23 protein-coding genes and 1 rRNA gene are annotated in these 26,617 nt (G+C 39.8%); 7 read left to right on the forward strand and 17 right to left on the reverse strand.

All coding sequences use genetic code 11. From position 1 onward, the window contains the following. Positions 1-341 precede the first annotated feature (341 nt). A 16S ribosomal RNA gene (locus RI845_RS13955) occupies positions 342-1,884 on the reverse strand. Positions 1,885-2,684: 800 nt separating this feature from the next. Here RI845_RS13955 and RI845_RS13960 point away from each other — a divergent pair. After that, positions 2,685-3,107, forward strand: coding sequence for a DUF4124 domain-containing protein (locus RI845_RS13960; protein ID WP_348386775.1), 423 nt, complete (start codon positions 2,685-2,687; stop codon positions 3,105-3,107). A gap of 81 nt (positions 3,108-3,188) precedes the next feature. Here the strand turns inward: RI845_RS13960 and clpB are convergent, their stop codons facing one another. The 3 genes from clpB to rluD all read right to left on the reverse strand — a co-directional run bounded on the left by clpB (position 3,189) and on the right by rluD (position 7,645). Beyond that, positions 3,189-5,762 carry an ATP-dependent chaperone ClpB gene (gene clpB / locus RI845_RS13965; RefSeq protein ID WP_348386776.1) on the reverse strand — a complete coding sequence of 858 codons (2,574 nt, stop codon included), beginning with the start codon at positions 5,760-5,762 and terminating at the stop codon, positions 3,189-3,191. Between the two features lie 140 nt (positions 5,763-5,902). Continuing rightward, positions 5,903-6,667 carry a peptidoglycan editing factor PgeF gene (gene pgeF, locus RI845_RS13970; protein WP_348386777.1) on the reverse strand — a complete coding sequence of 255 codons (765 nt, stop codon included), beginning with the start codon at positions 6,665-6,667 and terminating at the stop codon, positions 5,903-5,905. 3 nt (positions 6,668-6,670) lie between these two features. Then, a complete protein-coding gene (gene rluD, locus RI845_RS13975) occupies positions 6,671-7,645 on the reverse strand; it encodes a 23S rRNA pseudouridine(1911/1915/1917) synthase RluD (RefSeq protein ID WP_348386778.1) in 975 nt (324 codons plus the stop codon). A gap of 166 nt (positions 7,646-7,811) precedes the next feature. Here rluD and RI845_RS13980 point away from each other — a divergent pair, with 166 nt between their 5' ends. Beyond that, complete coding sequence (locus RI845_RS13980; RefSeq protein ID WP_348386779.1) at positions 7,812-8,576, forward strand: outer membrane protein assembly factor BamD; 765 nt, start codon at positions 7,812-7,814, stop codon at positions 8,574-8,576. Between the two features lie 162 nt (positions 8,577-8,738). Here RI845_RS13980 and glnB read toward each other — a convergent pair whose 3' ends face one another. Then, positions 8,739-9,077 (reverse strand): nitrogen regulatory protein P-II, encoded by a 339-nt coding sequence (gene glnB / locus RI845_RS13985; RefSeq protein WP_348386780.1) that lies wholly within the window; start codon positions 9,075-9,077, stop codon positions 8,739-8,741. A 193-nt stretch (positions 9,078-9,270) separates the two neighbouring features. Between glnB and nadE the strand changes: the two genes are divergently transcribed. After that, positions 9,271-10,101 (forward strand): ammonia-dependent NAD(+) synthetase, encoded by an 831-nt coding sequence (gene nadE / locus RI845_RS13990; protein WP_348386781.1) that lies wholly within the window; start codon positions 9,271-9,273, stop codon positions 10,099-10,101. A 71-nt stretch (positions 10,102-10,172) separates the two neighbouring features. Here nadE and RI845_RS13995 read toward each other — a convergent pair whose 3' ends face one another. The 5 genes from RI845_RS13995 to RI845_RS14015 are packed head-to-tail and all read right to left on the reverse strand — an operon-like array spanning position 10,173 to position 15,296. Then, complete coding sequence (locus RI845_RS13995) at positions 10,173-10,592, reverse strand: type IV pilin protein (protein WP_348386782.1); 420 nt, start codon at positions 10,590-10,592, stop codon at positions 10,173-10,175. 13 nt (positions 10,593-10,605) lie between these two features. Continuing rightward, positions 10,606-12,693: a type IV pilus modification PilV family protein gene (locus RI845_RS14000; protein WP_348386783.1), complete on the reverse strand. Its 2,088-nt coding sequence runs from the start codon at positions 12,691-12,693 to the stop codon at positions 10,606-10,608. Positions 12,694-12,707: 14 nt separating this feature from the next. After that, complete coding sequence (locus tag RI845_RS14005; RefSeq protein WP_348386784.1) at positions 12,708-13,949, reverse strand: PilX N-terminal domain-containing pilus assembly protein; 1,242 nt, start codon at positions 13,947-13,949, stop codon at positions 12,708-12,710. Between the two features lies 1 nt (position 13,950). Then, positions 13,951-14,709, reverse strand: coding sequence for a PilW family protein (locus tag RI845_RS14010; RefSeq protein WP_348386785.1), 759 nt, complete (start codon positions 14,707-14,709; stop codon positions 13,951-13,953). Next, positions 14,706-15,296, reverse strand: coding sequence for a GspH/FimT family pseudopilin (locus RI845_RS14015; protein WP_348386786.1), 591 nt, complete (start codon positions 15,294-15,296; stop codon positions 14,706-14,708). Before RI845_RS14015 ends, RI845_RS14010 begins: the two co-directional genes overlap by 4 nt. A gap of 355 nt (positions 15,297-15,651) precedes the next feature. Here RI845_RS14015 and pilV point away from each other — a divergent pair, with 355 nt between their 5' ends. From pilV to RI845_RS14035, 4 genes are read left to right on the forward strand one after another with little or no spacing between them, the layout of a single operon-like run. After that, a complete protein-coding gene (gene pilV, locus RI845_RS14020; RefSeq protein ID WP_348386787.1) occupies positions 15,652-16,194 on the forward strand; it encodes a type IV pilus modification protein PilV in 543 nt (180 codons plus the stop codon). Positions 16,195-16,197: 3 nt separating this feature from the next. Next, on the forward strand, positions 16,198-17,121 hold the full coding sequence (locus RI845_RS14025) for a PilW family protein (RefSeq protein WP_348386788.1): 924 nt from the start codon (positions 16,198-16,200) through the stop codon (positions 17,119-17,121). Between the two features lie 31 nt (positions 17,122-17,152). Next, positions 17,153-17,653 carry a hypothetical protein gene (locus RI845_RS14030; protein WP_348386789.1) on the forward strand — a complete coding sequence of 167 codons (501 nt, stop codon included), beginning with the start codon at positions 17,153-17,155 and terminating at the stop codon, positions 17,651-17,653. Between the two features lie 9 nt (positions 17,654-17,662). Then, a complete protein-coding gene (locus RI845_RS14035) occupies positions 17,663-18,106 on the forward strand; it encodes a type IV pilin protein (protein ID WP_348386790.1) in 444 nt (147 codons plus the stop codon). Between the two features lie 16 nt (positions 18,107-18,122). Here the strand turns inward: RI845_RS14035 and RI845_RS14040 are convergent, their stop codons facing one another. The 7 genes from RI845_RS14040 to murJ form a co-directional block, all read right to left on the reverse strand. Then, positions 18,123-18,692, reverse strand: coding sequence for a GspH/FimT family pseudopilin (locus tag RI845_RS14040; protein ID WP_348386791.1), 570 nt, complete (start codon positions 18,690-18,692; stop codon positions 18,123-18,125). 124 nt (positions 18,693-18,816) lie between these two features. Next, positions 18,817-19,746, reverse strand: coding sequence for a 4-hydroxy-3-methylbut-2-enyl diphosphate reductase (gene ispH / locus RI845_RS14045; protein WP_348386792.1), 930 nt, complete (start codon positions 19,744-19,746; stop codon positions 18,817-18,819). 18 nt (positions 19,747-19,764) lie between these two features. Further along, entirely contained in the window at positions 19,765-20,193 is a 429-nt protein-coding gene (fkpB, locus tag RI845_RS14050) for an FKBP-type peptidyl-prolyl cis-trans isomerase (RefSeq protein WP_405054130.1), read from the reverse strand. 22 nt (positions 20,194-20,215) lie between these two features. Further along, the gene (gene lspA / locus RI845_RS14055) at positions 20,216-20,764 is read right to left on the reverse strand and encodes a signal peptidase II (protein WP_348386794.1); all 549 of its coding nucleotides are present in this window, start codon (positions 20,762-20,764) and stop codon (positions 20,216-20,218) included. Between the two features lie 83 nt (positions 20,765-20,847). Next, the gene (ileS, locus tag RI845_RS14060) at positions 20,848-23,670 is read right to left on the reverse strand and encodes an isoleucine--tRNA ligase (protein WP_348386795.1); all 2,823 of its coding nucleotides are present in this window, start codon (positions 23,668-23,670) and stop codon (positions 20,848-20,850) included. Positions 23,671-23,695: 25 nt separating this feature from the next. Further along, positions 23,696-24,625, reverse strand: coding sequence for a bifunctional riboflavin kinase/FAD synthetase (gene ribF, locus RI845_RS14065; protein ID WP_348386796.1), 930 nt, complete (start codon positions 24,623-24,625; stop codon positions 23,696-23,698). Positions 24,626-24,832: 207 nt separating this feature from the next. Beyond that, positions 24,833-26,404 carry a murein biosynthesis integral membrane protein MurJ gene (gene murJ / locus RI845_RS14070; protein ID WP_348386797.1) on the reverse strand — a complete coding sequence of 524 codons (1,572 nt, stop codon included), beginning with the start codon at positions 26,402-26,404 and terminating at the stop codon, positions 24,833-24,835. Positions 26,405-26,617: the final 213 nt, after the last annotated feature.

Here is a 26,617-nt window from a genome sequence, read left to right on the forward strand (position 1 = left end):
GTAAGAACTAATGACAACACGATAAGAGTTGCCATTAATAATGTTGAGCTGTTGTATAAAACAGCTCGGTGATAGCTAACAAGTTAGCTATCGTGGTAATTCGTACTCTCTATTTCAAGAGCGGGTTTATGATTGGAGGTCATAAACACGAATTACCGGGTTTAATATCAGCTTTCCAAATTGTTAAAGAGTTAATCAACACACGCATTCGGTGCAGATTTTGGTAAAAAACCAAAGGTAAGCTGTGCTTACCTTTGATTTCTTATTCTTTACTTTCGTTATCATGTAATTTGTGTGAACACTCGCAGAGCCTAAGCTCTCATTAAGTTGTCTACTTAAGGTAAGGAGGTGATCCAACCCCAGGTTCCCCTAGGGTTACCTTGTTACGACTTCACCCCAGTCATAAATCACAAAGTGGTAACCGTCCCCCCGAAGGTTAAACTAGCTACTTCTTTTGCAACCTACTCCCATGGTGTGACGGGCGGTGTGTACAAGGCCCGGGAACGTATTCACCGTGGCATTCTGATCCACGATTACTAGCGATTCCGACTTCACGGAGTCGAGTTGCAGACTCCGATCCGGACTACGACAGACTTTCTGGGATTCGCTCCACCTCGCGGTCTTGCTGCCCTCTGTATCTGCCATTGTAGCACGTGTGTAGCCCATCCCGTAAGGGCCATGATGACTTGACGTCGTCCCCACCTTCCTCCGGTTTATCACCGGCAGTCTCCTTAGAGTTCCCGACACTACTCGCTGGCAAATAAGGATAGGGGTTGCGCTCGTTGCGGGACTTAACCCAACATTTCACAACACGAGCTGACGACAGCCATGCAGCACCTGTCTCAGAGTTCCCGAAGGCACTAATCTATCTCTAGAAAATTCTCTGGATGTCAAGGGATGGTAAGGTTCTTCGCGTTGCATCGAATTAAACCACATGCTCCACCGCTTGTGCGGGCCCCCGTCAATTCATTTGAGTTTTAACCTTGCGGCCGTACTCCCCAGGCGGTCAACTTATCGCGTTAGCTGCGCTACCCACAGATCAAGTCTACAGACAGCTAGTTGACATCGTTTACGGCGTGGACTACCAGGGTATCTAATCCTGTTTGCTCCCCACGCTTTCGTGCCTCAGCGTCAGTATTTGTCCAGGTGGCCGCCTTCGCCACTGATGTTCCTTCCAATCTCTACGCATTTCACCGCTACACTGGAAATTCCACCACCCTCTACAATACTCTAGCTTGCCAGTTCAAAATGCAGTTCCAAGGTTGAGCCCTGGGCTTTCACATCTTGCTTAACAAACCGCCTACGCACGCTTTACGCCCAGTAATTCCGATTAACGCTCGCACCCTCCGTATTACCGCGGCTGCTGGCACGGAGTTAGCCGGTGCTTCTTCTGTTGCTAACGTCACAGCTAGCAGTTATTAACTACTAACCTTTCCTCACAACTGAAAGTGCTTTACAACCCGAAGGCCTTCTTCACACACGCGGCATGGCTGCATCAGGGTTTCCCCCATTGTGCAATATTCCCCACTGCTGCCTCCCGTAGGAGTCTGGGCCGTGTCTCAGTCCCAGTGTGGCTGATCATCCTCTCAAACCAGCTAGAGATCGTCGCCTTGGTAAGCCTTTACCTTACCAACTAGCTAATCTCACTTGGGCTAATCTATAGGCGAGAGGTCCGAAGATCCCCCCCTTTGGTCCGTAGACATTATGCGGTATTAGCAGTCGTTTCCAACTGTTGTCCCCCACCTAAAGGCATATTCCCAAGCATTACTCACCCGTCCGCCGCTCGACGCCAGAGTAGCAAGCTACCCTTCGTTTCCGCTCGACTTGCATGTGTTAAGCCTGCCGCCAGCGTTCAATCTGAGCCATGATCAAACTCTTCAATTAAAAAGTTGTTACATATGCATCGACAAGCGATGCTACTCAATGAATTCTGAATGTTTCGTCTAACCAGAAGCTGGTTAAACTAAAACGTACTAATTAACTTCATCGCTAAATAAAGATAATTAATTTGTTTGTGTGTTCATCATCATTAAGTGATTTTTGATACCGAAGTATCTATGTTGTAAATCAATCTTAATGTGAGTGCCCACACAAATTGCATGATAACTAATTGTTAAAGAACCGTTCTATTCGAACGAAGAGCTAATCGCATTCGTTAGTCTCTTTTGCTTCAAACCGGCTAGTAGCCTTGCCTGAAGTGGATGCGCATTGTACGTCATCCAGTGTTGATGTCAACAGTTAATTTCAATATTTTCGAATTTAATTGTTGTTGTATGTAACTCGGTAAAACTTACCTTAATGAGCACAAACCATCTACACCACTTTCCGCTGGTTGCTCTGCAGTAACGTTGCCGTAACTTGCCGCGATTCCCTGTGGAAGTGGATGCGCATTTTAGGGATTTTTGCGCCGCCGTCAACACCTTTTTGCAATTAAATTGAAATAACTGTTTGTTCGCTCGTTTTCTGAACAAATACATCCTATTTCGAAATATTCTGCTTACTTAGCCAATATTTTTTCACATTGCGAAGCATTTTTTTAAATCTATGCTACATATTAGACCAGTTTTTGCATTATACTTTGTTTAAGTTTGAATTAGTTTATTGTTGTTTAATTATTGAGCAGCTGTTATAAATTAATTTCATCTTTATATAATGCAAATAGATGGTTTACTCAAAGGAAGGGTATGAATAGGAAATTCTTGTTATTAGTATTAAGTGCAACTTGCGCTTGTACGAGTATTCTGGCACAAGCAAAAGACGTTACCGTCTATCGTTGGGTAGACGAAAACAATGTTGTGCATTATGGACAGCATGAACCGCTCGAAGATGACTTTACTGAAATTACTGTTGAAACTACCTACTCACCAGTACAAGCTCCACTTAAAGAGTCTATTTCTGATGAAGCCAGAGATAAGCAATTAAATAACCAACTTGCACAGGCATCAAGCATCAAATGCAAAAATGCCGAAGCTAACCTTAGAACATTAAATGACTTTGCAACAATTGAAGTTACTGAAGCTAACGGAAAATCTCGCTTGCTCTCAGATGCTGAACGAATTCAACGAATTCAACAGAGTGAAAAAGAAGTAGCAGCCTACTGCAAGTAATACCAATCCGTATAATGTTCTACTCATTGAGTAAGTCATTATGCGAACTGGTATAGCAAGCATCCTCTAATATCATTGCATTTAATTAATAACGAGCTGTCCAGAAGAGCCTAGCTCTATTGTTATTGTAGTTTCAGGTAAATATTTTCCTGATAGCAGCTCTTGTGCCAACGGGTTTTCAATATATTGTTGTATTGCCCGCTTCAGTGGTCTTGCACCATATACGGGATCAAAACCAACTTCAGCCACTTTCGTTAAGGCATCATCACTGATCTCTAATGATAATTGCTTTTCAGCCAGACGGCCTGCTAACTGTTTAATTTGAATATTAGCGATTTTCTTTATTTGCTGTGCATTTAATGGATGGAATACAACTGATTCATCAATTCGGTTTATAAATTCAGGTTTGAAATGCTGGCCAACAACGCCCATTACGGTATTTCGTAAATCATCATAAGAGCTTTCAGTCGCTAACTCCTGGATCAGATCTGAGCCCATATTTGACGTCATAATAATAACGGTATTACGAAAATCAACAGTTCGCCCCTGGCCATCCGTTAAACGGCCATCATCTAATACTTGTAATAAAATATTAAACACATCTGGGTGAGCCTTTTCAATTTCATCGAGCAAGATCACTGAATATGGTTTTCGACGAACAGCCTCTGTTATATATCCACCTTCTTCGTAACCAACATAACCAGGCGGTGCCCCGATTAATCGAGCCACAGAATGTTTTTCCATAAACTCAGACATGTCGACCCTGATCAACGCATCCTCACTATCGAAGAGAAAATTGGCTAACGCTTTAGTGAGTTCTGTTTTGCCAACGCCTGTTGGCCCTAAAAACATAAATGAACCAATCGGCTGATTAGGATCTGACAGTCCTGCTCGAGATCGACGAATTGCATTAGAAACGGCAGTTAATGCTTCGCTTTGTCCTATCACTTTTTTCTGCAGCTGTTGCTCCATCTGCAATAGTTTATCTCGCTCACCTTCGAGCATTTTTGCTACAGGTATACCAGTAGCTTTAGACAATACTTCTGCTATTTCTACATCTGTAACCCTATTCTTTAACAGGGTTAGTTCGATTTCATCGGCATTTACTGAACTTTCCAATTGCTTTTCCAACTCAGGAATACGGCCATATTGCAATTCAGACATGCGATTTAAGTCGCCACCTCGATGCGCAACTTCCAAATCCAGCCGTGCTTGTTCTAAGTCAGCTTTAATGGCTTGAGTGCCATAAACAGAAGCTTTTTCATTTTTCCAAACTTGTTCTAACTGATCAAACCGCTGTTGGTTATCACTAATTTCTTCTTCCATTAGCTGTAAGCGTTTAATTGATGCAGCATCGCTTTCTTTCTCAATCGCTTTTTGTTCAAGTTTAAGCTGGATAAGTCGGCGCTCAATACGATCTAAATCTTCTGGTTTAGAATCCATTTGCATTCTTATACTGGAAGCCGCTTCATCAATAAGGTCGATCGCTTTGTCTGGTAGTTGACGATCACTTATATAGCGGTGCGATAAACTTGCCGCAGAAACTATGGCTGGATCAGTTATGTCTACGCTGTGGTGTAATTCATAACGCTCTTTCAAACCACGTAATATAGCAATGGTGTCTTCAACACTAGGCTCTTCTACTAATACTTTTTGAAAACGACGCTCTAGGGCAGCATCTTTTTCAATATATTGTCGATATTCATCTAAGGTAGTTGCACCTACGCAATGTAAGTCGCCACGAGCCAGCGCAGGCTTTAGCATGTTACTTGCATCCATTGCACCATCGCTTTTACCTGCGCCAACCATAGTATGAAGTTCATCGATGAATAAAATAACCTGACCTTCCTCTTTGGCAAGTTCACTTAATACCGCTTTTAATCGTTCCTCAAATTCACCTCGGTACTTAGCGCCTGCGATAAGGGCGCCCATATCTAGTGAAAGTACTTGCTTGTTTTTAAGCCCTTCTGATACTTCGCCATTAACAATACGCTGGGCTAACCCTTCTACAATGGCGGTTTTGCCAACACCAGGTTGGCCAATTAATACTGGATTGTTTTTCGTTCGGCGCTGCAATACCTGCACGGTTCGTCGGATCTCTTCATCGCGACCAATCACCGGGTCTAATTTACCTTGCTCTGCTCGTTCAGTTAAGTTTATGGTGTACTTATCAAGAGCTTGGCGAGTATCTTCTGCGTTAGGGTCATCAACAGTTTGACCACCACGTGCCTTTTCAATAGCAGCAAGTATTTGCTTTTCTTTTAAAGAGAGTTGCTTTAATAACCCCCCCAACCTGCCTTTATCTTGCAGAGCTGCTAGTAGGAATATTTCTGAAGAGATAAACTTATCATTTTGTTTTTGCGACAGCTTATCGCAAAGGTTTAATAAGGAAGCAAGTTGATTGGAAACCTGTATTTCCCCGCCAACGCCCTCAACCTGTGGTATTTGCTCTAACAGTTGAGTGAGTTTATTGCGAAAATTACTTACATCAACACCACAGTTTTTTAAAATAGGTAACACTGAACCGCCCGACTGATTTAGCAACGCTAACATTAAGTGGGCAGGTTCGATGAACTGATGATCTTTACCCAACGCTAACGATTGAGCATCGGCTAAGGCTTGTTGAAATTTTTGAGTGAGTTTATCTAATCGCATGAAAATACTCCGTTTTATTTAATCGTAAATTAAATAAGTTTTTTAACTGCTTCTATTAGTTAAATATGCACAGAGCGGATGAATTTCAATGGCGCTGAATAATTTATTGTTTATAAAAGATTACAATTTTAGTTTTGAAGTTATGTGTTAATACATATAACAGACGCCATACGGCCAGTTTTTCCATCTCTTCGGTAAGAAAAATATTTGTCCTGATTTGTATAGGTACACTCGGCTAAGCCAATGATCTTATTGATACCGAGTTGCTGTAATTGTAATGTTGCAATCAGATGCAGGTCAGCAAGAAACTTTCCATCTGGCTGTTGTACAAAGGCTTTAGAAAAGTCAGGTGATAGTTTTTCGAATTGTTGCTTTACTTCCAAGCCCACTTCAAAGGCTTTTGGACCAATACAGGGGCCTAACCATGCTGTTATGTTGTCTGGTGTATCTTTAAATAATTTAACGGTATTGGCGATAATATTATCAGCCAATGGCCGCCAACCACCATGAATTGCCGCAATTTCAGCGCCTGTATTATTTACTAATAAAATTGGCAAACAGTCAGCGGTGAGTATTCCCAATGCAAGGTTGCTATTATTGGTGTAGGAAGCATCTGCCGTTAAAGGCGTAGATGAATAACATTTAACATCAATAACATCACTGCCATGAATTTGATTTAGCCATTGAATATTACATTCTTGTGGAAAATACTGAGCGAGTTTTTGTCGATTTAAGGTTACGCAGTGTTCGCTATCACTAACATGAAAGCCAAGGTTAAAGCTGTCATAGGGAGTGTTGCTGTGGCCATTTTGTCGTGAAGTTGTAACTGCCAACACATTGTCATCTGTTGGCAGTTTTATGTTTATAATCGCATTTTTATCAGCGGTATTGGGAGAGTCAGACAATCGTTAAAATTCTTCAATAGGATTTAGTTTCAGATCTTCTTTTAACGCTGCATTCATTTTAACCATATCCTCTGGAATTTCTGCATGCCATGTCATCAATTCACCGTTAATTGGATGGTATAAAGACAGCATGGTTGCGTGCAGAGCTTGGCGCTTGAAGCCACGTAGCTCATCTAAAAACTCACTGCTAGCAGCCTTAGGCGGTCTTGGGCGACCACCATAAACAGGATCGCCAACTAAAGGGTGGCCTATAAATGACATATGCACGCGGATCTGATGAGTACGACCAGTCTCTAAACGTAGACGCAAACGAGTGTGTAAACGATATTTTTCCATTACTCGATAATGAGTAACCGACGGGCGACCTGAGATAGTAACCGCCATATGAGTTCGTTTGGTAGAATGACGACCAATAGGTTCATCAACAATTCCGCCTGCAGTCATAATGCCATTAGCAATAGCTTCATATTCACGAGTAATTTCGCGAGCTTGCAATGCTTCAACCAAGTTGGTTTGCGCAGCAATTGTTTTAGCAACAACCATCAACCCCGTAGTATCTTTATCTAAACGATGAACAATACCAGCACGAGGTAACAGCTCTTGTCCCGGGCAATGATGCAATAAGGCATTTAAAACCGTGCCATCAGGATTACCTGCACCTGGGTGTACCACTAACCCAGCAGGTTTGTTTATGACGATAATATCATCATCTTCATAAACAATATCTAGCTTAATAGCTTGGGCTTCATGATGTACTTCAGTTTCAAGCTCGGCGTTTAACGTAATGGTTTCACCACCCGCCATTTTAACGCGAGCTTTTGTGATTACTTCACCATTTACTTGAACACTACCATCTAAAATCCAGTCTTTTAAACGAGATCTTGAATAATCGGGGAACATTTGGGCAATTGTTTGGTCTAGACGTTTACCTAAACATGAATCAGGCACTACGTCTTGGTGTTGAATATTTTCAGCCATTAAAGTCTCTATAAATTAGCACAGTGTTAATTAGCACTGTGCAATGCTCGAAAGCTAGGTTAGAATGTTTACACATTATATTTAATACTTAGTTTAAGTATTTTACCTGCTTTAGGCAGGGCTTTCATAATTATTTTTAAAGGGTCGCAACAGACATCCTACTTATATGAACAAGTTTACATTAAAAATCGCTACATTATCTTTATTTTTAAGTTTAGCCGGGTGTTCATCATCGCCTGAAGACATTGAAAAAGTGCCAGATAAATCTGCCCAAGCTTTATACCTCGATGCAAAAGATGCGCTTGATAACGGTTTATACCAAAAAGCTATTCCTATTTTATCTGCAATAGACTCACGATACCCGTTTGGTGCGATTTCACACCAAGTACAGCTTGACTTGATTTATGCATATTATAAAGCAGGAAACATTGCCCAAGGTACAGCGTTAGTAGAGCGTTTTTTACGCTTAAACCCTGGCCATAAAAATGTTGATTACGTTTATTACATGCGCGCCTTGATGAATCTTTCATTAGAAGAAAATTTATTCCAGGAAATGGCCGGCATTGACAGAAGTGACCGCGATCCTAAACACGCACGCTCAGCCTTTGATGACTTTAGAACGATACTAACAGTTTACCCTGACAGTAAATATGCTTCAGATTCACGTAAACGCATGATCGCAATTAAGAGTCGACTAGCTGATTATGAATTAGCAGCAGCACGTTTCTTCATGGAGCGTAAAGCTTATGCAGCAGCCGCTAATCGCGGCCGTTATATCGTTGAATTTTTTGGCCCAAGTGATCAAGTTGAAGATGCGTTAGTGATCATGATTGAATGTTATGAAATTTTAGGCTTGGATGACTTACAAAAAAATGCGCGCCAGGTATTAGCATTAAACTACCCTAATAACCCGACGCTACATGGCAACTAGGCAAACTATCTTCTGAGATAAGGTTCTAATAAATTAGGACAAAAAATGGCGTTCAATTGAACGCCATTTTTACTTCAGGGAAGAAGGAATGCAAACTGCCATGGATAGCTATAAGTTTGTAATTTGCTTACATCAGTACGTTTATATAAACACTACGATTGATTAAATAGCTTGCTGGTCTTCTTCGCCGGTACGTATACGAATAACTCGTTCTACATTAGTCACAAAAATTTTACCGTCACCAATTTTTCCTGTTTGCGCCGTTTCAATAATTGTATTTACACAACGCTCAACATCTTCATCGCTCACAACAATTTCAAGTTTTACTTTTGGTAAAAAATCTACCATGTACTCTGCACCACGATAAAGTTCAGTATGTCCTTTTTGTCGACCAAAACCTTTTACTTCAGATACGGTCATACCGGTAATGTTTTCTTCCGCTAAAGCTTCTCGCACATCATCCATTTTGAATGGTTTAATAATGGCTTCTATTTTTTTCATTATTTTACAGATCCTGTTCAAACGATTTTTTATATAAGCCCATTCTAACGAATATTACTACAATATAAATAGCGAAAAAGACAAATAAAGCTATAAAATTGAAATAAGTCTACTTATTTCAATTTACAACATAGCAAGCCCATAATAACATTGATAAAATGATTTTTTTTGAATTGTGCTTTAAGGGCCATCTATGAACCGCCAAGCTATCATTAGCGAAATGAAAGTATTAGCAGAAATTGACGCTAAATTTGAAATTACTCGCCGAGTAAACTTTATTAAAGAGCAGTTGGTTAACTCTGGCTTAAAACATTTAATTTTAGGTATAAGTGGTGGTGTTGATTCATCGACATGTGGCCGATTAGCACAACTTGCGGTTAATGAATTAAACGAAGGACAAGATGGCGGCTATAAGTTTATCGCCATGCGCTTGCCGTATAACGTACAGGCTGATGAAGACGATGCACAATTAGCATTACAGTTTATTCAACCAAGTCAGTGTATCTCTACCAATGTTATGGCTGGTGTAGATGGCGTCCATCAAGAAGCGGTGGCAATTTTAGGCGAAAGTGGTTTATTAGAAGCTAATGCAAACCGCTTAGATTTTTCTAAAGGAAACGTAAAAGCTCGTACTCGTATGGTGATGCAATATCATATCGCCGGCATATTGGGTGGTTTAGTTATTGGTACAGACCATAGTGCTGAAAACATTACCGGTTTTTATACAAAATGGGGTGATGGCGCTTGTGATATGGCACCTTTATTTGGTTTAAGTAAACGCCAAGTGCGCTTACTTGCAAGAACAATGGGCGCACCTGAAAAACTAATCACTAAAGCGCCTACCGCCGACCTGGAAGAGCTTGCTCCAGGTAAAGAAGATGAAGCGGCACTGGGGGTAAGTTATGATGATATTGATAATTTCCTAGAAGGCAAAGAAGTTAAAGCTGAGGTTGCAAATAAACTAGTAAGTATTTTCAACAATACCCAACATAAACGTAAACCTATTCCGACTATTTACGATTAAACCTTGGTTTAAATCAGATATGAAAAGACCTGCTGTTGCAGGTCTTTTACGTTTTAGAGATTAAATTGCTACTACCAACATGACGCAGGCGTTTTATTTCCTTTTGGATATGTTGGACTCACTTCAATTTTAAGCGGTGTACAGTCTGTGTCAGAGGTTTGTGTGCCTTGAGCTGTAGCAGTAATGGTAAACGAATTGGCATTAGCACCACTTACAGACAGTTTATAATAGCCATTTTCAGTATCAGCACTTACCGGAATTGCTGCACCACACTTATATCCTGAACCACCAATAGCCGTTGCATAACTAGGACAATTACCACGATATTTCTTTTGCGCTAACAGTACTGACAACATGGCGGTTTTACCATCACTTCTGCGCGCCTTTTTCGCTGAATCGGAAAAAGATGGATAAGCAATACCAGCAATAATACCGATTATGGCTACTACAACCATTAACTCTATTAAGCTAAAGCCTCTATTTATTTTCATTGTTATTTTCCTACTAAGGGCAGCTGCCATTTGTCAAAACAGTAATATCAACTTGAACACTATTTGGTTCAACATCTGTAAATTTGATAATGCTGGTTTTAAGGTTGTCAATAATTTCTACACCACCTACCGGCGTTGGGTTAGGGGCAGATATACAAATATCCTTGGAGCTGGTAAAACTCAAGAAACCAGTCCACTTAGCAGGGTCAGTTAATAGGTTACTACTGGTACAGCTGTAGCTTAAACCATCGTCTGCAGGCAAACAATTACCATCGGAAGATTCAATTTGGGTTATGCCCTTACCACCGTTCGCTTCTGTGATCCTGCCGTAAACATTAAATACTTCACCCAATTGACAAGAAAAATTTTGATTGTCCATATTGGATTTAACGGTTGTGTGATACTGTCTTAAATTATCACAAGCCATTTCAGTGATGTCTGGGTTAATTTGAACATAACCATTCCAACCTAATGTACTGTCTTCGGTATCTGGCCAATCATAAACGGTACAAGCATAGGTTATTTCAAAACTGTCATCGGCATAAATAGGATCAGTAATTTCACAGTTACCTACACCATCAGACGTATTCATCCAGGTAGTTTTTATAATGTCATAATTTGACCACAACATGTCGGCTTTAAAATAAATCGCGCCACTTACCGTATATTTTGTCGATGGTGGATCACTTGGATCAAATGGACAAGTGTCATCTATTTCGAAACCGAAGGCGTCTAATTTAATATCATCATAATACGTTAACATATTACCATCTGCGTCAACTGCAGGGGTATTTAAACAGTAAAAATCTGTTGGATTACCTGAAAACAACTCGCCAGAGTTAGAATCGGTTCGCATCATCGGGCCATTATTACTTACCCCAATACATGATGCACCATCGTTATCGCTAAGCTGAGTTACAACAAAATCATGAGATGCTTGCACGGGTACTGCTTTTGGATCTGGCAATTTCATTGCATCTTTCACACCAATTGAATAATATATGTTCAAGCCAGTGTCAGGGTCGACCTCTTGTACACCAGTACCTGCATCAATTAAGTAGGTCATACCGCGATAAACACGACGTGAGGCAACACGAGGATCCGCAAAGGCATCGATTGATGTTGGGTCACCTTGACAAACTTTATCCTTTACACCTACCCCAACATTTGAACCAGTACCGTCAGAAAAGACAATACCAACATTACCATGCCAGCCACCACCTAAATAACAGGTGTAGTCAAAATATTTATAGCTATTATTATCTGTTTCGTATGCGTCAGTGGTAGAAGAAGTAATAGCTTGAGGCTTAATTTCACCATCAATTTCTTTTAAATAATACCGCTGACAAAATGCAGCATCAGATGCTTTTACGTATATTTCACCCAACTCCCAAGACTTTTGCGCTGCTGTGTCGATATACACACGGCCGGAGATTTCCACAAACCCTGTACAACCGTCAGGGTTACCACCATCACCAATTTCACAAGCATCTTTTAGGGTTAATACAACATCATCGTCAGAAGTAAGCCTTAAATCACCATCACCTCGGTCTAATAAGCCGGTTAAATCGCCATTAGTATCGGTATCTGGTGATTCACCGTCACCAACTTGCCCTTCACCTAATTTTGCTCGTCCAGTTGCCGAGCGAACTAAGGTATCAGCATCGTCAAGGTCCTCAATTTCACCAGCTAAACTTGGTGATTCCCAAGCAAGTTCGGTTTTTAATGAAATTTCATATGTTTCATTAGCTGTATCTACCCAGGTAACACTTACGGTAAGCTCTTTTGTATCACCTGGTGAGGCTACAGTATCTGTTCTGGTAAATGTGGTATTAGTTCCGGTGTGCGTAGTTTGGTTGCCATCTGTTATTGTTGCAAACAAAGTGTCAAATTCTGTCGCATTTATAGCATCTAAGGTATAGTTTCTTAACTCTTCAATACGAGATTGGGCTAAGGCTATAGCTTCTGCCCGCGTCTTAGAGTCCGCGCTTTCAGTAACTAAGCCACTTTGGAATGCTCCTACAGCAAGTAAACCGACCGCCATTATGGCCAGCGCAACTAGAACCTCTATTAAGCCAAAGCCTTTTGTTGATATTTTCATTTAAAACATCTCCACTAAAAATCTTTCCAACTGCCTGCGGCTACCGCCTGTTGATTATTATACTGCCTACTTTCCAATAACCTAGAGTTGTAATGTATATCTAAACTACCGCTGGTACTGTTTAAATCACCGCCAGATATTACCGCGCCATGAAAGGTAACATTACCACTTGCCGTTGCGGTCCCCATAATAAACACAACACCGTAAAAATGAGGACCACCTTTAAATTCAACATCACCATCAATAATTAAAATTGTTGGCGCTTCATCCGCTTCAGCGCACACATTGCCACCTGTTACACTTGCTTCGCAACCGACTGTGCCACCATTTACCTGTAACGTTGTACCCGCAGGAACGTCGTACCAAACAACTTGTTCTGTTGCACCTTCTACACAGCTTACATAGGTATTTGCGCCACACTCTTTAGCTTCTGCAGGTGCATCGGGACTAACGATGACATTGGTTCGAGTTTCACGATAATGCTCAGGGGAAGTACCAAAAAAATTCTCAAACATCTCTGCCGGGGATAACCGCATAAGATCAGAGTCATGCTCGAGAATATCTAAGCCAACTGTCTCTTTATTTGACGTTTGTACTGTTGCGCATAAACCAGGAGTATCCATACAACTTGGGTAACCTGCATCTGCGGGGTTGGCTATATAGGTAGCAGTAGAGTTATTGGAGCCAATATCAATATCGCCACCACTCCAGATAGTACTATGCCCCTCAGTGTTATGAACGGTTGCCGAGCCATTAATGTCTAAATTACCACGTGTGCTTAATGGGTTATCAGGAGCGAAAGGCAAAGGATCTAATGCTTGCATGTTAGCAGTAATACTTCGAGTTGCCGTGCCATCATCACTTACGCCAACAGCATTGAATATATACGCATCTAAATCGTTAATGACAATTGGGGTAATGTTTACAGTAACGCTGCCTTTATCCAAGGTAGTACTCATTGAATCATTAGAGCCATCAGAATTTGTATCAAAGACCCCGATTATGTTGTCTTCATCGTCCCAGTAGGTTTTCTTTGCAACCGACTGCATTGCTGTTGCCAAACCCGCTTCTGCATTTTCAAACGCTTGTCTTGCTCTAAAGTCATTACTCACTAATTTCTGCTCAACAAGAACTGAACGAGCCAAATATAAAGAAATTAAGGTAATAAGTATCAACAAGATAATTGATACAACTAATACCGCCATGCCCTGCTGTTTTTTGCGTAAATTAGAGTAATTATTATTTATATTTTTCATATTACCTTGCTCGCACCAAGTCATTACGCACGCGCACATTTTGCGTTAAGCTGTGGGTAATAAATGAATCATCGGTTAACTCACCCGTAATGGAAATAATAAACTCTCTTGTTTCTACAGTTATATCGCCGGTATTTGGCGTAATAGAGTAACAATCTCGCTCGTCATCATCATCGACTCCATTAGCACCATCATCATCGAGGCCATCCGGTTCGTTAGAGTTAACACACGCAGAATTTTGAGGGTTAACAGTAAAAGATTTAATTTTATAAATTCTGGGTTCACTAAGGGTTTCCCATCCGCCGGTGTTACAATTATCGCCTTTAGTTACAGATGGTGTGGTCAGCATTTCGAGTATTTGCCCATTTAACCTAAATCCAGAGTATTCATCATCATCCAGTTCTCCATCTTCGTCTTTATCGTAGGCATATACAATACACGAGCCATCAACGTTAGTATTTTCACTCACTACAGTATTATCTGACTTAAATGCTTCTATCGCGGTATCACCTTGCTGGTTAAATACGTTTTCAGATGCCAGTGAACCTGTTTCAGCCCAAAAACCTGCCCGGCGAATATCACCTGTAACTACTGACATAATTGTCATCAACTGGGTGTTTAGTTTACTAGTTTTTAGTGTCGTAGCAGTACTGCCGATAACAGCAACATAAACATAAATAACACCCGCTAGCACAATAAGGCCAAAAACCATACTTAATAGTAATTCGATTAAGGTAAAACCCTTATTGTTTTTTATCATGATGATGGACACTCTGAATATTCACTAAAATCTGATGAACACATGGTAACATTACCAAGCCGTCCCAAACGGACCCAAATGCTTTCCCCTGATGATGAAGTAAATTTAAAAAATCGTCGTGAATCCGCTGTTCCCCTCACAGGATTAAACTCAACTGAGCCGGAACCATATACTACTAAACTTACATCTTCGTATTCACTTCCGTCGACACGCATTAATACATTGTCTTCTGCAGATACATCATTACCAACTTCTACTACTAACACACAAGCATTAGCATCAGTGTTTACAGTTATTGTAGGATTGCAGGTTGTACCTTGGCTTAGTCCATATGACCATGATGTACCGGAGCCGGAAAAAGATACAAAAATTGGATCATATTTAGGATTTTTTGGATCTAGAATTTTGCCTGACAGTGCTTCTGAACGAGCAAGTTGCAAGTGGGAATACAGTTCTTCAACGGCGCTTACTAAACGGCGTTTTTTAAATGAATCAATAAAACTAGGCCCAGCAACGCTCGCCAAAATACTCATGATAAGTATTGTGATTAGAATTTCAATAAGCGTGATGCCTTGTGTTTTTTTCATAGTTTCAATACCCCTGCCAAAGCATTTAGCCTTGATAGCGCTTCCTTTGTATCGCAACGTAATATCCTATAATGTGCTTTGTTACTTTATTAGTGTTGTTGTGTATTATAAAAAGATCATCATCCGTTTTAGTTAGTCTAAATTTGAAAACCTTTTCGCACTTACATCTAAATTTAGCACTAAATGCAACGAACTACTATTTTTTCACTATAAATTCTTAATTTTTTTAGCTTTTAAACCTTAAAAATAGACCTAAAACTGACATAAACACTGATAAATATTAAATATAAATTAGATAAAACCCAGAGTATGAACTATTAATTATTAGTGAATTTAAAAACAAGGATGTGATTAAATGACTAATTCAACAAACTCAGTGTTACTACCTACTTCATTTTCAAAACCTCCCATGTCACTGTCGGCTATGCCCAATATCAATGGTTTTTCATTGATGGAAGTACTGATCACTATGATTATTATTTCATTTGGCATGTTAGGTTTGGCAAAATTGCAACTCAATGCCATGGTAGAAGTACAAAGCGCTAGCTATTCAAATAAAGCGGCAAGCTTTGCCCTGCAAATGACTGAAGCTATTGCGGCAAACCCGACAGCTTTGACTAGTTATCAACTTTCTTCAACTCAACAAGTCACTTCTCAAATCAGTTGCCTTGCAAATAACTGCACAAGTCCGGAGTTAGCCAAGCACGATGTTAAGTTATGGCAAAGTAACGTTTCAAAGTCATTGCCCTCAGGCCAAGCTGAAATTGAAGTTACTTCTACTCAGGCAAAAGTAACGGTGCGCTGGGATCAAAACCGTAATGGCTCGACCGGTTTAAATTGTCCGCCGTTAAGTAGTAGCGATTTAGAATGTACAACATTCACTCGTACTTTTAGATAAATAATGAAAACTTTTCGCGGTGACAAGCACTATGGTTTTACTTTAGTAGAAGTAATGATCTCTTTAACGTTAGGTTTATTCTTGCTAACGATGAGTATGCAAAGTTTACTCACAATGAACAAAAGCTTTGTAACAATTAAAAGCAGTTCACGGATGCAAGAAACAGCACGATTTACCTTCGCATTACTTGAAAATGATCTTAAACAAAGTCGCTACTGGGCACGTAGTTTGGGGTTTGCTAGTTTTTCCGGCAGTGCTGCGCTGACCAATATTAACAGCACTAACTGTTTAGAAGATGGAACCACTTGGGGACGCCAACTACAACAACCTATTTTTGCATTAAATAACTCTGCCGTTACGTACGCATGTGTTAATAATGACAACTATCTGCATGGAGATATATTAACGATTAGATATGCTGATAACCAGTTATTGACCAACTACGATGATGAGCAAATTTACCTACGAAGCTTGGGCAGTAAACATCGATTATTCGTTGGTAAAGATAGAAACCTGGCAATCAATAATGATTTATCATCACCATTAAGCCAGTTAATTATTGCACATAGTTTTTTTGTCGCGGATAGCGGCCGTACTTGCAAGGGTGAACTGATCCCAGCGCTGTTTTGGCAAACATTGGTAAATGGCCGACCACAAAAAGAAGAGTTGCTAGCGGGTGTTGAACAATTTCAACTTCAATTTGCAGTTGATATCGATGTTGATGGCCAACCTGACACCTACCTAAACCCAGATCAGATAACAGGCTGGCAAAATGTACATAGCGTAAAAGTTGATTTATTGGTGAGAAGCGACTGTCCTGATACTGCTCATTTAGATAATAAAAGCTATCAACTTGCTGATGTTAGCTACCAAGTTAATGATCATTTTTACCGGCAACAATACCAATATACATTTAATTATCACTAGATAGATTCAACATTAATAAAAGGAGTTATTAATGAAAGTACCTATTGCTTTATCACATAAATACCAAGGTTTAGTGTTAGCAACAAACTTACTTATGCTGTTACTCATAACCTTAATAGCGACAACATTATTTAAAAACGCGTTAAATCAACGCAAAATGGCCAACCATTACCAACGCCAGTTACTGGTTAAAAATAATGCAGAACAAGTAATTGTTGACGCAAAACTGTATGTCAAAAATTTACTCGCCTTAAACACAGATTTAACGGTAAATAATACAGGGTATTATGGCAGCGGTGCAGGCTTACTCAATGGTGACATCAATTGGCAAGATAGCAATGATGTACTGACCAGCGCGAATAATAGTAAATTTGTTCTGACTTACATGGGCGTGCAAGCGAAATTAACTCCGCCAGGTTTAGGTGTTGACCATCACTTGTTCAAAGTTTTTATCTATAGCCAATTAAATAATGGCGCTGAATATCAGCAGCAACAGTTTTTTGCCATTCCGGTTTTACCTCCATCAGAATAAAGGTAACAAATGAATATTAACCATAAACTGCTGCTTGGATTTACTTTACTCGAACTTATGATCACGTTAACCATTATTGGCATTATTACAAGCATTGCTTACACAAGCTTTCAAAGTTATGTACTTAAAGCAAGGCGAATTGATGCTACCGAAACATTAATGAAGTTGGCTGTTGCACAAGAAAGGTTTTATAACCAACACATGTATTACTCTAACGATATAAGCTCAGCAGCAGGGTTAAATCATCAATCTTTATTAACCAGTGAAGGCTTTTATCAATTGAGCGTTGTTATAAAAACGTATAGCAAGGATGGTAAGGACAGTTTTGTTTTAACCGCAAAGGCAATTAATAATCAGGCAAATGATAAAGACTGCATAAGCTTCAGCTTCAATAATTTAACTGTACGTAAAGCAACGAATAATCAAGGCGTTGAAAATAATGGTTGTTGGTAATTCACCCTTTCACTTTTTAACAACTTACATTATCACCCGCGGCATCTTCATGTATGCCATTGCCATCACTGTCAGTAGAAAGTCGAATACGGCCAGAGCGAGTAATGATTAATGCTCGATTATATTTTAACGATGGTTCATCTGCGCAAATTCTGAGCGTACCATTTTGATCCCAGGTAAATCCATTTTGCTGAAATTGGATATAATTTCTATTTTGAAAAGCACGCCAGGTAAGCACTTGACCATTATTAGATTGTTCGACAACTTCTAATATCACCTCATTATTATTTTTGACATGGTCACGGTTATTGTCGATGAAAAGTAACGCACCTTCTTGCCAACTTTTACCACAACTAAAACCATTGCTACTCGGACAAAGCGTTATTATATTGCCACTGGTTATTGCTGCTTGCCGTGCATGATTTAATACTAACAACCATTTATCCACTTCTGATTTTATATGATAACGCTGTATCAATTCATGATAGCTCGGCATACCTATGGTGAGTAATGATGAGATGATCGCAATAGTGACCATAAGTTCTATAAGAGAAAAAGCAGATACATCCTTGTTTAAAACTTTCATTGTGGCCTCCTGCCAAAAAGTAATATTAACAAGTAAAGTATAGGCAATAATTACAATTGTAGAGCCCTAAAAACAAATATACCCGCTAGTGCGGGTATGTTTAAAAATGATATCAAAAATATTGTTATCTAAGTTCGGCTGGTACCGCAAATACCGTTGTTTCTTCACGACCGGGGTTTTCAATAACCACTTTGCCACCAAGTGTTTTTAACTTTTCGACAACTTGAGCAACAAGGACCTCTGGCGCGGAAGCTCCAGCTGTTACTCCTATTTTTTCAATGCCATCTAGCCAGGTTGATTCAATATCATCTGCACCATCGATTAGGTACGAGGTTGTGCCTAACTTTTCGGATAATTCACGTAAACGATTCGAATTTGAACTATTTTTTGCACCAACAACTAACAGCAAATCAGCTTTACTTGCCATAGAGCGTACCGCATCTTGACGGTTTTGTGTTGCATAACAAATATCGTCTTTACGCGGCCCGGCAATATTAGGGAATTTTGCACGAAGAGCGTCTACAACTTCAGATGTATCGTCGACTGATAATGTTGTTTGTGAGCAATGAAATAACACATCTGAGTTTTTAACCTCTAAATGTGCCACATCTTCTACAGACTCGACTAAATAAATGCCACCAGTCTCAGATTCGTATTGGCCCATAGTGCCTTCGACTTCAGGGTGTCCGGCATGACCTATCAAAATACATTCATGATTTTTGCGAGAAGCACGAGTAACTTCCATATGCACTTTCGTTACTAATGGGCATGTAGCATCAAAAACTTTCAAACCTCTATCTTTAGCATTTTGACGAACAGCTTTAGATACGCCATGAGCAGAAAATATAACCGTCATATCGTCCGGCACTTCGTTAAGAGATTCAACAAAAACAGCGCCACGCTTTTTTAAGCCATCGACCACAAATTTGTTATGCACAACTTCATGACGAACATAAATAGGTGCGTCAAATAAATCAAGCGCTCTATCAACAATACTAATTGCTCTATCAACGCCGGCACAAAAACCGCGAGGGTTTGCTAATATAATTTCCATCAGTTCTTTCTTAAAAGTTTATAAAATGTCGACAACGTCAACTGCAAAAGTAATATCTTGACCAGCCAATGGATGGTTAAAATCTACTGTAACAGATAAATCGTTTACTTCACGAATGATACCCGGTATTTCACCGCCAGGTTGAGTAAAGGTTACGATACTTCCAACTTCAGCGGGAGTCTCACTATTAAACTTTTGACGGTCTAAATAATGAATATTTTCAGGGTTAACATCACCAAACGCATCTTTTGCTGCTAACGTAAACTCTTTAGAGTCACCTTGACTCAAGCCAAGTAATTGTTGTTCAAAAGCAGGGGATAAACTTTGATCGCCCATATTAACTTTAGCAGGTTTGTTGTTAACTTTCGTGCTATCTGCTGCTGAACCATCAGAAAGTTTCATGGTGATATGCATTAAAATGCTAGAATCCGCAACAATTGTTTTCATGCTTTTTGTCTCATCAGACATACTACTTTACTCCAGAATCTTTAGTTTCAGATTCGATATTTTTTTCACTTGGCTCTACACCATTTTTACTATCGCGAAAAGCATCTAAAATCATTAAGCCTGCACCGACAAATATGGCAGAGTCTGCAACATTAAACGCTGGCCAATGTTTATTACCTACATAAAAATCTAAGAAGTCGATAACATAACCAAACATCATACGATCAATTAAATTGCCTACCGCACCACTTAATATTAACGCGAAAGATATAGCAATAAGTTTGTCTTGTTTAGGCGTTTTCGCCATCCATACAACAAGTAATATACTTACCACACCTGCGATAGCTGTGAAGAACCAACGTTGCCAGCCACCTTGATCAGCTAAAAAGCTAAAGGCGGCACCGGGATTATGTACGTATGTTAAATTAAAAAACGGCAAGACGTTAATTGATTCGCGGTAATCCATTAATGCGACAACAGACTGTTTAGTTAGCTGATCTAAAATTAGCATTACGATTGCTAACCACAGCCAGCGCAAGCCGGTATTAGAGAATAAATTTTTTGCAGACATACAACTATAAAACCTTAGATAGCTGCGCTCTATTTACCCATCACAAGTGACGAATAAAAAGTGACGCAGCAGAATTATTCACATTAAGCAAACTGACGAGCTTCGCCTTCACCATCGATATTAGTAATACAACGACCACACAAATCGCTGTGCGCTTCGCTTTGACCAACATCAAGAGTGTAGTGCCAACAACGTTCACATTTAGTACCAGTAGAAGCTGCAATGGCTAACCATAAACCATTTACTTCGGTCGCTACGCTACCTTCAGGCTGCTCGTCAACAACGATAACTGTCGCAGCAGATGTGATCAGAGCAAAGCGTAATTCATCGCCTACTGTAAGTAACTTATCGGCCAACTCTTGAGTTGCAAATAAGGTTACGTCAGCTTGTAATGTTGCACCAACAATTTCATCGCGGCGGGCTTGCTCTAACGCTTTGTTAACTTCAGTACGAACATCTAATAAGCTAGACCAGAAGTCATTATTTAACGGCGCATCTTGGGCAAGTTTAGTTAAGCCATCAAACCATACACCGGTAAACACGAATTCATCACGTTCGCCAGGTAAGGCTGACCAAATTTCTTGTGCGGTAAATGACAAAATTGGTGCCATCCAACGAACCATCGCCTCAGCAATAAGGAATAACGCCGTTTGACATGAACGACGAGCTAAACCATCAGTTTTAGCCGTATATTGTCTGTCTTTAATGATGTCTAAGTAGAAACCACCAAGCTCATTAGTACAGAAGTTCATGATTTTGCTTACCACAACACTAAATTCGTAGTTGTCATAAGCTGTAATAATTTCTTCTTGTAAATCGGCAGCTTTACCAACCACCCAGCGATCTAAAGCCACCATATCTTCTAAAGCAACAGAATGTTTAGTTGGTTCAAAACCGTTGATATTGGCTAATAAGAATCGTGAAGTATTACGAATACGACGATAAGCGTCTGCTTGACGCTTAAAGATTTCATCAGAAACAGTAATTTCTTGCGTGTAGTTAACCGATGCTACCCATAAACGTAAGATGTCAGCACCAAGTTTACCGGTGATTTCTTTTGGCATTACCACGTTGCCTAAAGACTTAGACATTTTATGGCCATTAACATCAACAGTAAAACCGTGCGTTAATACTTCTTTGTACGGCGCTTTACCATTCATGGCAACCGACGATATCATTGATGACATAAACCAACCACGATGTTGATCGCTACCTTCTAGATATAAGTCCGCAGTAGAATCAAACTCTTCACGGGCATCAACTACAGAGTAATGTGACACACCTGAGTCAAACCATACGTCGAGGGTATCAGGAACTTTTACATATTCTTTTGCATCGTCGCCAATTAATTCTTGGGCGTCTAAATCAAACCAGGCTTGAATACCTTGTTCTTCAACTTTTAAAGCAACTTGCTCAAGCAATTCAATCGCTTTTGGATGTAAAGCACCAGTATCTTTATGCACAAATAAAGCAATTGGTACACCCCAAGTACGTTGACGTGAAATACACCAATCAGGACGACCTTCTACCATTTTTTCAATACGGCTTTGACCCCAATCAGGGATCCATTTTGTTTGTTCAATTTCTTTTAACGACTCTTCACGCAAACCTTTTTGATCCATGCTGATAAACCACTGCGGCGTAGCACGGAAAATAATTGGCGTTTTGTGTCTCCAACAATGTGGGTAAGAGTGCTCGTATGCATGGTGATGCATTAAAGAGCCGTGCTCTTTTAAGATTTCAACAACACTGTCGTTAGCTTTGAATACATGCTGACCAGCAAGTAATGGTGTATCTGGTAAGTAAACACCATTAGCGCCAACAGGGTTGGCAACTTCTAGATTATAGGTACGACCAACATTGAAATCGTCAACACCATGACCAGGAGCTGTATGTACACAACCAGTACCTGAATCGGTGGTAACATGATCACCTAAGATAACCGGTACGGTAAAGTCATAGAACGGGTGATTTACTTGAATATTTTCTAGAGCACTACCGTCACAAAAACCTAGTGCGTGGTATTTATCAATACCAAATCTGTCCATACAGTCAGCAACTAAGTCTGATCCTAAAATCAAACGTTGCGGGCCTTGCTCACTTTCAACTTGCACAAGCGTGTATTGTAACTCAGGGTGAACAGATACTGCGCGGTTAGCCGGTAATGTCCAAGGCGTGGTAGTCCAAATAACAATTGCAATTTGTCCTTCACCTTCGTGCCCTTCTGGGTGTGAGAATAAGTCAGCAACCGAGTCTTCTGCTGTAAATTTAACATCGATAGCCGGAGAGAATTTATCCTGATATTCAACTTCTGCTTCTGCAAGTGCAGATCCACAATCTGTACACCAATGCACAGGTTTAAAACCTTGGTGCAAATGGCCGTTTTCAGTGATTTTACCTAATGCTCGAATAATATTAGCTTCAGTTTTAAAATCCATGGTTAAATAAGGATTATCCCAATCACCAAACACACCTAAACGTTTAAAGTCTTCGCGTTGACCGTCAACTTGCTTTAATGCATATTCACGACACTTTTGACGAAACTCTGCTGAGTTAAGTTTTTTACCTGGCTTACCCCATTTTTTTTCTACCACTAATTCAATTGGTAAACCGTGACAATCCCAACCTGGGATGTATGGAGAGTTAAAGTCAGATAACGTTTTTGCTTTAACAATAACGTCTTTTAAAATTTTATTTACCGCGTGGCCTAAATGAATATTGCCGTTTGCATACGGAGGTCCGTCATGCAGAATAAATGATTTTTTGCCTTTTTTTGCCGCGCGAATTTGACCGTATAAATCTTTATCGGCCCATTCTTTTAGCATTTTTGGTTCACGTTGAGGTAAACCGCCACGCATTGGAAACGCGGTATCTGGTAAATTTAAAGTATGTTTATAATCACTCATTGAATCATTTATCCGTTAATATTACTTACTTCAAGCTAGCAATATAGTTGCGAGCTTGTTCACTGTCTTTGGCAATTTGTGTAGTTAATTCATCTAAAGAGGCAAAGCGCTGTTCGGCGCGTAATTTTTTTAATAGTGCCACTTCAATTTGTTGACCATACAAATCGTTGTTAAAATCGAAAATATGTACTTCAAGTTGTTGTCTTATGCCATTTACCGTTGGTCTTGAACCAATATTGGCAACACCATAAAAACTTTTACCTAAAGCATTCACTTTTACTACATATACACCAGCAACTGGAGATACGCAGCGTTTTAATAATACGTTTGCGGTAGGAAACCCTAAGTTTCTACCTTGTTTATCGCCGTGTACTACACGACCGATAATACTGTACTTTCTGCCAAGCATTAGCTCGGCATCAGTTAATTCATCTTGTTGAAGTGCGCTGCGAATTTCAGTACTTGAGATTCGACACTCCAACATCTTATAACTCGCGGTGTCAGTTACTTCAAAGCCAAACTTTACACCGGCGGTTTTTAGCATGGCAAAATTGCCTAAGCGATTTTTACCAAAGCGAAAATCATCGCCAATAATCAAGTGTTTTACGCCAAGCTTATTTACTAATAAATCTTCAACAAATTGCTCAGCGCTTTGACTGGCAAATTCATGGTTAAAGTTGACACAAATTAACCGCTGTACACCTAACTTTTTAAGCAAAGTATATTTATCACGTAATCGGCTTAGTCTTGCTGGCGCCATTTGCGGATTAAACAACTCTTGCGGTTGCGGTTCAAACACTAGTACCGCGGGGATCAAATTAAGCTGCTCTGCTTTTTCAACAAGTGCTTTAACGACTCTTTGGTGCCCTAAATGCACACCATCAAAATTACCAATTGTTAATACACAACCATTATGCGCATCGCGAATATTGTGTATACCTCTAACTAGTTGCATTTATCGTATTAGTCCATCGCTCAAAAAAGGAGATTATTTTGCTTATTGAAAAACTGACGAATTATATACCCGTGGGTATTCAAAGTGAATTAATAATCAGCACTTTAGCCAAAGATTGTGCAGATTTCATGAAAATATTACGATTATTTAAGACAAGAAAGTAGGATTTGTTAAAAATTGGGTAAGTTTCCCTACCCAATCTACCATTTATGCCGTTTTACTGACAAAGTGTTTCAAGCGAATTCCAAGTGTTACACCACAAATAAAATACGTTATCGCCCCTAGTGTAATTAAATATACTAATTTAACTACTTGTGCACTGAACGACAAAGCAAGCCATGCCTCAAAACTAGGCGAAAAATAATAAATAGTACCAGCCATAACTAGCGCAGATAAAATTAAGCGCAGAATCACGAACATAGTGTTTTTATCGATGTGATAAATCCCGTTACGACTCAATCCACGATAAAGTAAGAAACCATTCAAAGTTGCTGATAATGCGGTGGCAATAGCTAAACCAACATAGCCAAAAATAGGAGCCAAAGCTATGTTGAATACCATATTTGCCGCCATCGCTTTTATACCAATGATTACCGGTGTTTTAGTATCTTGGCGGGCGTAGTAACCCGGTGCTAACACCTTAATAAACATAAAGCTTAATAGACCACTTAGATACGCATAAAGAGCAAATGATACTTGCATAACATCATGTTCAGTGAATTCACCGCGCATAAATAGCACCATGATGATTGGCTGTGCCAACACCATTAAGCCTGCCATTGCTGGCCATCCCAATAAACTCACCACTTTAAGAGCCCAGTCGATGGTTGATGAAAATTCTTGCGGATTTTGTTTTGCATGAAGCCTGGCCAGGCTTGGTAAAATTACCGTGGCAATGCCAATACCAAACAACCCTAACGGAAATTCTAATAATCGATCAGCGTAATATAGCCAACTTATTGAACCGGTGATTAAAAAGCTGGCAATTAAGGTGTCGAGTAATAAATTGATTTGTGTAACGGATACACCAAATAATGCAGGTACGATCAATTTGCGAATTTTTTTCACGCCGCCATGGTTCCAGCCCCATGTTGGTTTAACCAACACGCCGGCTTTAATTAAGAACGGTATTTGGAATAAAAACTGAGTTAAACCACCTAAAAATACCCCCCATGCAAGTGCAAAGGCAGGTTGTTCAAACGTTGGTGATAAATATATTGCTGCGCCAATAATGCAGACGTTAAGTAACACTGGCGTAAACGCCGCTGCGGCAAACTTTCCTAGCGTATTTAATATTGCGCCCGCAAGTGCAGTAAAACTAATGAACCATAAATAAGGGAAAGTAATAGTAAGTAGTGAGGAGGCTAAATCAAACTTTTCAGCATTTGGGCCATCATTTACCCAGTCTAGAAACCAACCAAAACCAAACAGAGCAACAAAAACTGGCGTGGCAACCATACCGATAAGGGTAACAATAGAAACCAAAACACCTAGGGTGCCACTTACTTTAGAGATCAACTCGCGGGTTTCATTGGTACCATTTTTTTCATCAAGCTCTTGGTATTCACTAAGCACAGGTACAAATGCTTGTGCAAATGCGCCTTCGGCAAACAGGCGACGGAGAAAGTTGGGAATTTTATTGGCAAAGAAAAAAACATCAGCACCGACTCCGGTTCCAATTTTGTCAGCAATCACGACATCGCGAACAAGACCTAAAACTCTTGAGATAAGCGTCATAAAACTGACGATAAGCCCTGATTTAAGCAGTTTCTTACTCAAAAATGATACTCCATTGTTATTTTTCTTTGTTTTTAGTAAATAATTACTGAGAACCTTAGCTCTCAGTCGTTAATAATGTTATCATCTTCTTCTTTGAATGCCCTCGAAAAACCGCATTTTTTGTTAAATAATTAGTTATTGAGTAATAATTCGATAAATAGTTTGACATCAACCGGAAAAAAAGGCATATTTCGTCGCCTTAAATTATGGCTA

Origin of the sequence: Thalassotalea nanhaiensis (assembly GCF_031583575.1) — a bacterium.
In the GTDB taxonomy this organism is placed as follows: domain Bacteria; phylum Pseudomonadota; class Gammaproteobacteria; order Enterobacterales; family Alteromonadaceae; genus Thalassotalea_A; species Thalassotalea_A nanhaiensis.

What these genes read in the sequence shown, in the direction of transcription:
- RI845_RS13960 (WP_348386775.1), top strand. Translation starts at nt 2,685, where the DNA reads ATGAATAGGAAATTCTTGTTATTAGTATTAAGTGCAACTTGCGCTTGT.
- clpB (WP_348386776.1), bottom strand. Translation starts at nt 5,762, where the DNA reads ATGCGATTAGATAAACTCACTCAAAAATTTCAACAAGCCTTAGCCGAT.
- rluD (WP_348386778.1), bottom strand. Translation starts at nt 7,645, where the DNA reads ATGGCTGAAAATATTCAACACCAAGACGTAGTGCCTGATTCATGTTTA.
- RI845_RS13980 (WP_348386779.1), top strand. Translation starts at nt 7,812, where the DNA reads ATGAACAAGTTTACATTAAAAATCGCTACATTATCTTTATTTTTAAGT.
- glnB (WP_348386780.1), bottom strand. Translation starts at nt 9,077, where the DNA reads ATGAAAAAAATAGAAGCCATTATTAAACCATTCAAAATGGATGATGTG.
- nadE (WP_348386781.1), top strand. Translation starts at nt 9,271, where the DNA reads ATGAACCGCCAAGCTATCATTAGCGAAATGAAAGTATTAGCAGAAATT.
- RI845_RS13995 (WP_348386782.1), bottom strand. Translation starts at nt 10,592, where the DNA reads ATGAAAATAAATAGAGGCTTTAGCTTAATAGAGTTAATGGTTGTAGTA.
- RI845_RS14000 (WP_348386783.1), bottom strand. Translation starts at nt 12,693, where the DNA reads ATGAAAATATCAACAAAAGGCTTTGGCTTAATAGAGGTTCTAGTTGCG.
- RI845_RS14005 (WP_348386784.1), bottom strand. Translation starts at nt 13,949, where the DNA reads ATGAAAAATATAAATAATAATTACTCTAATTTACGCAAAAAACAGCAG.
- RI845_RS14010 (WP_348386785.1), bottom strand. Translation starts at nt 14,709, where the DNA reads ATGATAAAAAACAATAAGGGTTTTACCTTAATCGAATTACTATTAAGT.
- RI845_RS14015 (WP_348386786.1), bottom strand. Translation starts at nt 15,296, where the DNA reads ATGAAAAAAACACAAGGCATCACGCTTATTGAAATTCTAATCACAATA.
- pilV (WP_348386787.1), top strand. Translation starts at nt 15,652, where the DNA reads ATGACTAATTCAACAAACTCAGTGTTACTACCTACTTCATTTTCAAAA.
- RI845_RS14025 (WP_348386788.1), top strand. Translation starts at nt 16,198, where the DNA reads ATGAAAACTTTTCGCGGTGACAAGCACTATGGTTTTACTTTAGTAGAA.
- RI845_RS14030 (WP_348386789.1), top strand. Translation starts at nt 17,153, where the DNA reads ATGAAAGTACCTATTGCTTTATCACATAAATACCAAGGTTTAGTGTTA.
- RI845_RS14035 (WP_348386790.1), top strand. Translation starts at nt 17,663, where the DNA reads ATGAATATTAACCATAAACTGCTGCTTGGATTTACTTTACTCGAACTT.
- RI845_RS14040 (WP_348386791.1), bottom strand. Translation starts at nt 18,692, where the DNA reads ATGAAAGTTTTAAACAAGGATGTATCTGCTTTTTCTCTTATAGAACTT.
- ispH (WP_348386792.1), bottom strand. Translation starts at nt 19,746, where the DNA reads ATGGAAATTATATTAGCAAACCCTCGCGGTTTTTGTGCCGGCGTTGAT.
- fkpB (WP_405054130.1), bottom strand. Translation starts at nt 20,193, where the DNA reads ATGAAAACAATTGTTGCGGATTCTAGCATTTTAATGCATATCACCATG.
- lspA (WP_348386794.1), bottom strand. Translation starts at nt 20,764, where the DNA reads ATGTCTGCAAAAAATTTATTCTCTAATACCGGCTTGCGCTGGCTGTGG.
- ileS (WP_348386795.1), bottom strand. Translation starts at nt 23,670, where the DNA reads ATGAGTGATTATAAACATACTTTAAATTTACCAGATACCGCGTTTCCA.
- ribF (WP_348386796.1), bottom strand. Translation starts at nt 24,625, where the DNA reads ATGCAACTAGTTAGAGGTATACACAATATTCGCGATGCGCATAATGGT.